Genomic DNA, 5,769 nt, shown 5'->3' with positions numbered 1-5,769 from the left:
ATATAAATTGGATAGCCTTTCTAAAATATATCGTAATCGAATAGAAGCGCGGTTTCAACCCGCTTCTATTCACCGATTAGAATCCCCGTCTTTTTAAAGCGGGGAGATGTCAATAAGAAACCTTCCGCACCAGTTCAAACTCACCGCGGGCCAACCGTTCCAACATTTCGGACACGGATAGGTCGTACTGTTCTGCAATCGCCTGAACTTCTTCCCACCCAGCCTGAGTCACGCTTAGATTGCGGCGTTTCTTCGGCTCTTCATAAGTCAGAGGCCTACCGTCTGGATTCGGTGGATTTTCCTTCCTGCCCTTGTATTTCCCTCTAGTTTCCATTGAACAACCCTTTAACTTCTCTACACTATTTTACCCAATACAGCAACAGAAAATTCCCTCAAGGGATGGATTTTTTAATTATATACATATACAATTAAAACATATACTTTTTAGTGCGATTGCAGGGGCGGAAATCAACAGGGGACTGAGTAGGGAGTCTTTTAAACCGAAATGAGGTTAAGAGCAATTGATATCCACATTAAGGGAATTTTGAGACGCTACCCACCTAGAAAACAAGCCCCAACTCTATTCGGGTTATGGGGCAAATTCACGAAAAGTACATCGCTTTCCATAGAAAGTATATACCTTCGCACAAAAACTATAACTATTATGACACAAAACAAGATAGAAGGCAAGTTCTACGCGCTAAAACCGGAAGAGTGGCTCGAAGTCACCAAAGAATTGAGATACGCGGAAGTTCGAGTTCTCTACTATTGGGACTTAGGCGTTTTCGGTCAGCAAAAAAGGCTCAAACCATTATGGTACAAAGGGTTAACCTCGATTTATGATTTTCCTTGATCTATCTGGGTTTCAGCGATTTTGGGCTTCTCGAAGTAAATCCCAAGCGGGGATTGGAGTTGAGGCTTTTCTCGATTTGTTTTTTGTCTAAGTCCCCTTAGGGTGATCCAGCGACCGAGGAGAGAATAACGGGTTCTCAAAAATCCTCGAAAATCGGGGCTAGGGTCGAGCGAGACATTCCCGAATTTTCCTCTGTATCCTCTTGATCGATTAACCGTTTCAGGGTTTCGATTTCCCGGTTGAGACCGGCAACCGTCGCCGTCACCTCCTCGATTACCGTTCTCATTTCTTGTTCAACGATTCGTTTGACGATTTGTTCAATATTGTTCTCTTGATCGGGAGAACATTGCAATCCCTTTGTCTTATCGAAACAGAGATAATTAGGTGCGCTATATTATATTATTATACAATGTATAATAATATAATGGGGATTGTCGTCATGGATATCGAACTAAAAAAATGGGGAAATAGTCTTGGATTCCGAATTCCCCACAAGATCGCTGAAAGCTTCGGACTCAACGAGAATTCAATTGTTGAACTCACAGAATCAAAGGACGCTCTTGTGATTACCAAGAAGCCATGCAATCCAACGCTCGATCAGCTATTGGCCAGCATTCCAGAAGACTTTCAGTATCCAGAAGATATACTCGATTTCGTTGAAAGCGGGCCGGGTGGTAAGGAGATGATATGAATATTCGACGGGGAGAGGTAATCAGAATCAATTTGAACCCGACAAGTGGAAGAGAGCAATCAGGAGATGCGCGTCCCTGTCTGGTGCTGAGTCACGGGAAATTTAATGCTGACCGGAAAGGAATCGTCGTGGTGAGTCCCATAACAAGCACAATCAAGCCAGGGATCAAAACAATGATCCCTATTCCCGACGGTTTTGCGGTGCGCGGCTCGGTAATAGCCGAGCAGGTGAGAACGGTTGATCTTAATACTCGCTGGTGGAAAACAACCGGAGAGGTTCTACCATTGGAGTTTGTCAACCGCGTGGTCGCAACCTTAAGCGTGATTATCGGGTGACAACTATTTCCTCGATAGAAAACCGACGGACACCCCGAAATGGAGATTACCGATGCCCAATCCCCAACCCGCTCCCGATAGGGGTTCCCCTTTGAGGGAAATGGATATGACCCCACCAGATAACAAACCCGTGATCTGACAGATGAGAAACCAATGTAACAGACGACGGCGTTCTCGTTCGATCGCACCCTGTAGGATCAAGGTTAGGTCATCTGTTCTGGTTCCTTCTTGGTACGTTGGATCAGCTTCTTTGCGATTAATTCTGGGGATTGTTTGAGGGAATCTAGGGACTCCTCGACCACGCGACCGGATTTTTCTACCTGTGACGTTAGACCGGGGACGCTGAAATTGCGTTCTTTCATCGAAAATTTTGGATCTGAAACCCCGTCGTTCTACGACGGCTTTACTGTTAAATTTTAGCACATTTACGAAATATATGCTAAAATGTGAGACATGGAAAAAGCCTATTCGTTTCGATTTTACCCCACACCAACACAAGAGTCGCTATTGCGGCGCACATTGGGCTGTGTAAGATTAGTTTACAACAAAGCTCTCCACGAACGAACACAAGCTTGGTACGAAAAGCAAGAAAGAGTAGGCTACGCTCAAACTTCTTCAATGTTGACCGATTGGAAAAAGCAAGAAGAATTAGACTTTCTCAATGAGGTAAGCTGTGTCCCTTTACAACAAGGGTTAAGACACCTACAAACAGCTTTCACTAATTTCTTTGCTGGTCGTACTAAGTATCCTAACTTTAAGAAAAAACATCAAGGAGGAAGTGCCGAATTTACCAAATCTGCTTTTAAATTTAAAGACAAACAAATCTATTTAGCTAAATGCACAGAACCTTTACCTATTCGATGGTCAAGACAAATCCCAGAAAGCTGTGAACCAAGCACAGTAACAGTCAGATTACATCCTTCTGGACGTTGGCATATTTCAATTAGATTTGATGACCCAACGATTAAGCCTTTACCAGTAACAGATAAAGCCATCGGAATTGACTTAGGAATTAGTAGCCTCGTGATTACCAGCGACGGCGATAAAGTATCTAATCCCAAGCATTTTAAGAAACATTATCGGAGACTGCGAAAGGATCAAAAAAATCTTTCTAGAAAACAGAAAGGGTCAAAAAATCGGGAAAAAGCAAGAATCAAAGTAGCCAAGATTCACGCTCGAATCACCGATAACAGAAAAGACCATTTACACAAGCTAACCACTCAATTAGTTCGTGAAAACCAAACGATTGTGGTTGAGAATTTAGCCGTCAAGAATCTGGTCAAAAACCCCAAGTTATCTCAGGCAATATCTGACGTTAGTTGGGGAGAAATCACTCGACAATTAGCCTATAAATGCCGTTGGTATGGGAGAAATTACATCGAAATAGATAGATGGTTTCCTAGCTCTAAAAGGTGTAGTAATTGCGGGTATATTGCCCTTGAAAATGCCGTTAAATGTTCGAGAATGGGATTGTCCAGACTGTGGGACACACCATGACCGAGATATTAACGCCAGTAAAAATATTTTGGCCGCAGGGCTTGCGGTGTCAGTCTGTAGAGCGACCATAAGACCAGAACAGAGTAAATCTGTTAAGGCAGGTGCGAAAAATCCTTCGGGAAAGAAGCAGAAACCCAAATCGTGAGGTTTGGGAATCGCCGTCCGTTTACGGCGGTGAGGATGTCAAGTAGTTGACGGTCAGGTAGTTGAAAGCGACGAGATTCTGGGCGGCGGCAAACTGGGCGGACTCATCCACACGACGAAAATTATCCTCTTGAATGTCCTCTAAGGGATTGGTATCGACGAAGATTTCTTCGGCATCGACGGAATCGTTTATGACTTTTTCACTCTCTCGCTGAACTAATCCCGTCTGGGCGTTAGTTACGGGGGAATTTTTCGCGGTTTCGGTCTGTTTATCAGCGATTTCGGGGGTAGCACTCGGAAAACCTTCGAGAGTACCCCATTTCTTATAGTGGGTGTTTAGGTCATCGAATATTTGCACCTGTTCATCACTGTAGTAGCTGTTTCGTCCGTGTTTCTCGGCTTCCATGGCGTAACCCAAGCGGATCAGGTGCTGACGACGTTCGTAAAACTGGGTTTTTCCTATTCGGTAGCGATCGGGTAAGGAGGCGGCTTGTTGCATAATTTTTCATCTCCGAGGGGTTAAGAATAAAAAATAAATACCGAATCGAGGGGACAAAAAGCTGGAATAGTTGAAGGGTATGCGGAACTAACGTATAAATCCAGTATAGTCCCTAAAAAAAAGGCTTCAATTGGAAGCAAGAGAATTTCGTAAGTTATTGTCGGTTCGGTTCAGGGATTAAAAAGGCACTCAGGAGGTTTACTTGTGACCGATTTCGGTGAGGAATCGATCGAGCGGGTAATCCAAAGCGTCGAGAATCGCTCGGAGGGTAGCCGTGCCGACGCTCTTGGCCGTTTGAGTTTCTGCCGTTATCGCCTTGAAACCAGTCTCCAACTTTTGGATGTGCTGGGGAGAGATGTCTCGACCGGCATCCCTAATCTTATTTACCAACTTGTTTCGAGATAGTCCCTGTCCCTCCCGAATCTCCTTTAACTTCAATCCTGCCTCCTCCGACCATGAGATAGTCTCGACCATCTCGACGGGAATCATCACCGTTTTCTTCTGTTTCACCACGTCCAAAACCTCTCAGAAAAACTATTGTTATCGTCTATTCTATCACTTATAATATTAATATCACTGGTTGATAAAAAAAACAAACTTTGCGACTGTAAATAGTCAAGTAGTCGGGAGGTAACGGCGTGAGCATCTGGTCTCGCTCTCCGCAAATCTGGACAGCCTACGGGTTAGAGTGGCGTTTTGAGTACAATTCTTTTAGTGCCAAGCGCACCGTCAGTGCGAACGGTTTTGTCCTCGATATTCCCGTTAAGGCCACCACCAAGTTCGCCTCGCCCCGGGTGTGGCTGGATGATTGGGCTAAAAAGAACCGTAAACGGCTGCCACCCGAACCAGAAGGGGCGGTCAACTTGGAACTGGATTTATCAAAAATTTGGGTTAAAACCCCGTCGTTTTACGACGGCTTTTCCTGATCTTTGATATAAAACTTAATGGGACTTAAACGATCAACAAGAGTATAATAGAGTATAATCATTAAAGAGTAAGCACTTTACGTTGAAAAATCGGCGATGAAAGAGACAACCCCAGCCGCGATGCCCCCATGCTTTGACCGATGGTGTCGGCGGTTTGACAATTGCTTCAAAAACGAAGCGCAAAAAAACGGCTTCAGACAATATTTAGGAGGATTATTAGGGGAAAGTGAGAGGAAAAACCTCACTCAAATGGCCAATAATGCCGTCGGAGTAGTTTATAACCGATTACATCACTTTTTGACCGAATCTCCTTGGTCAGACCGTCAGGTGAATGAATGTCGGTTGCAAGTGATGAACCAATGCCGCCAGACGCAAATACCCCGAGGATTTTCCCTGATTGTCGATGACTCAGGACATCGAAAAAGTGGCAATCTGACCGCCGGAGTTGGGAGGCAGTACTTGGGAGAAATTGGCAAGACAGACAACGGAATAGTCGCCGTCACTACCCATCTCTACGACGGCAAAAAAAGTGTACCCCTAGACATTGAAATTTATCAACCGGCTAGTTCCTTAGCCGAGGGGAAAGAAGACAAAGAATTCAAGAAGAAACCAGAGATAGCGATAGATTTAATTGACCGGAGCTTAATCAGAGGCTATCGACCGAAAATCGTGTTAATAGATGCCGGTTATGGCAACAACACAAATTTTCTTAAAGCCCTGGAAGAAAGAAAGCTAAAATACTTAGGAGGATTGGCAAAAAATCGAAAAGTAATTATTGAAAAAGAAGGGGGTGTGGAAGAAACAATCCAGCTTGAGCAACTAGC

At 44.3% G+C, this 5,769-nt stretch carries 9 protein-coding genes and 2 pseudogenes; 6 read left to right on the top strand and 5 right to left on the bottom strand.

Going from position 1 to position 5,769, the window contains the following annotated elements; genetic code table 11:
• Nucleotides 1–664 precede the first annotated feature (664 nt).
• Nucleotides 665–853 carry a hypothetical protein gene (locus H6G48_RS00190; protein ID WP_190717916.1) on the top strand — a complete coding sequence of 63 codons (189 nt, stop codon included), beginning with the start codon at nt 665–667 and terminating at the stop codon, nt 851–853.
• Nucleotides 854–989: 136 nt separating this feature from the next.
• On the opposite strand, the gene H6G48_RS00185 is transcribed toward H6G48_RS00190, so the two are convergent.
• Nucleotides 990–1,205 (bottom strand): hypothetical protein, encoded by a 216-nt coding sequence (locus H6G48_RS00185; RefSeq protein ID WP_190717913.1) that lies wholly within the window; start codon nt 1,203–1,205, stop codon nt 990–992.
• 87 nt (nt 1,206–1,292) lie between these two features.
• On the opposite strand from H6G48_RS00185, the gene H6G48_RS00180 reads away from it, so the two are divergent.
• Together H6G48_RS00180 and H6G48_RS00175 are read left to right on the top strand one after the other, a co-directional pair.
• Complete coding sequence (locus tag H6G48_RS00180) at nt 1,293–1,544, top strand: AbrB/MazE/SpoVT family DNA-binding domain-containing protein (protein WP_043997061.1); 252 nt, start codon at nt 1,293–1,295, stop codon at nt 1,542–1,544.
• Entirely contained in the window at nt 1,541–1,879 is a 339-nt protein-coding gene (locus tag H6G48_RS00175; RefSeq protein WP_002799605.1) for a type II toxin-antitoxin system PemK/MazF family toxin, read from the top strand. Before H6G48_RS00180 ends, H6G48_RS00175 begins: the two co-directional genes overlap by 4 nt.
• A gap of 3 nt (nt 1,880–1,882) precedes the next feature.
• Here the strand turns inward: H6G48_RS00175 and H6G48_RS00170 are convergent, their stop codons facing one another.
• Complete coding sequence (locus tag H6G48_RS00170) at nt 1,883–2,080, bottom strand: hypothetical protein (RefSeq protein WP_149107722.1); 198 nt, start codon at nt 2,078–2,080, stop codon at nt 1,883–1,885.
• A 2-nt stretch (nt 2,081–2,082) separates the two neighbouring features.
• On the bottom strand, nt 2,083–2,241 hold the full coding sequence (locus H6G48_RS00165; protein ID WP_242034470.1) for a hypothetical protein: 159 nt from the start codon (nt 2,239–2,241) through the stop codon (nt 2,083–2,085).
• A 91-nt stretch (nt 2,242–2,332) separates the two neighbouring features.
• On the opposite strand from H6G48_RS00165, the pseudogene H6G48_RS00160 reads away from it, so the two are divergent.
• Nucleotides 2,333–3,521, top strand: a pseudogene (locus H6G48_RS00160) (RNA-guided endonuclease InsQ/TnpB family protein).
• A gap of 21 nt (nt 3,522–3,542) precedes the next feature.
• On the opposite strand, the gene H6G48_RS00155 reads toward H6G48_RS00160, so the two are convergent.
• Nucleotides 3,543–4,019 carry a hypothetical protein gene (locus H6G48_RS00155; protein WP_190717910.1) on the bottom strand — a complete coding sequence of 159 codons (477 nt, stop codon included), beginning with the start codon at nt 4,017–4,019 and terminating at the stop codon, nt 3,543–3,545.
• A 198-nt stretch (nt 4,020–4,217) separates the two neighbouring features.
• A complete protein-coding gene (locus H6G48_RS00150; protein ID WP_152606951.1) occupies nt 4,218–4,532 on the bottom strand; it encodes a helix-turn-helix domain-containing protein in 315 nt (104 codons plus the stop codon).
• 125 nt (nt 4,533–4,657) lie between these two features.
• On the opposite strand from H6G48_RS00150, the gene H6G48_RS00145 reads away from it, so the two are divergent.
• Nucleotides 4,658–4,945: a hypothetical protein gene (locus tag H6G48_RS00145; RefSeq protein WP_190717907.1), complete on the top strand. Its 288-nt coding sequence runs from the start codon at nt 4,658–4,660 to the stop codon at nt 4,943–4,945.
• 96 nt (nt 4,946–5,041) lie between these two features.
• Nucleotides 5,042–5,769, top strand: a pseudogene (locus H6G48_RS00140) (IS701-like element ISMae34 family transposase); the annotation flags it as partial.

Origin of the sequence: Microcystis flos-aquae FACHB-1344 (assembly GCF_014698375.1) — a bacterium.
Classification (GTDB): Bacteria; Cyanobacteriota; Cyanobacteriia; order Cyanobacteriales; family Microcystaceae; genus Microcystis; species Microcystis aeruginosa.
The sequence above is the reverse complement of the archived record's forward strand: the minus strand, read 5'-3'. Positions and strand labels throughout refer to the sequence as shown.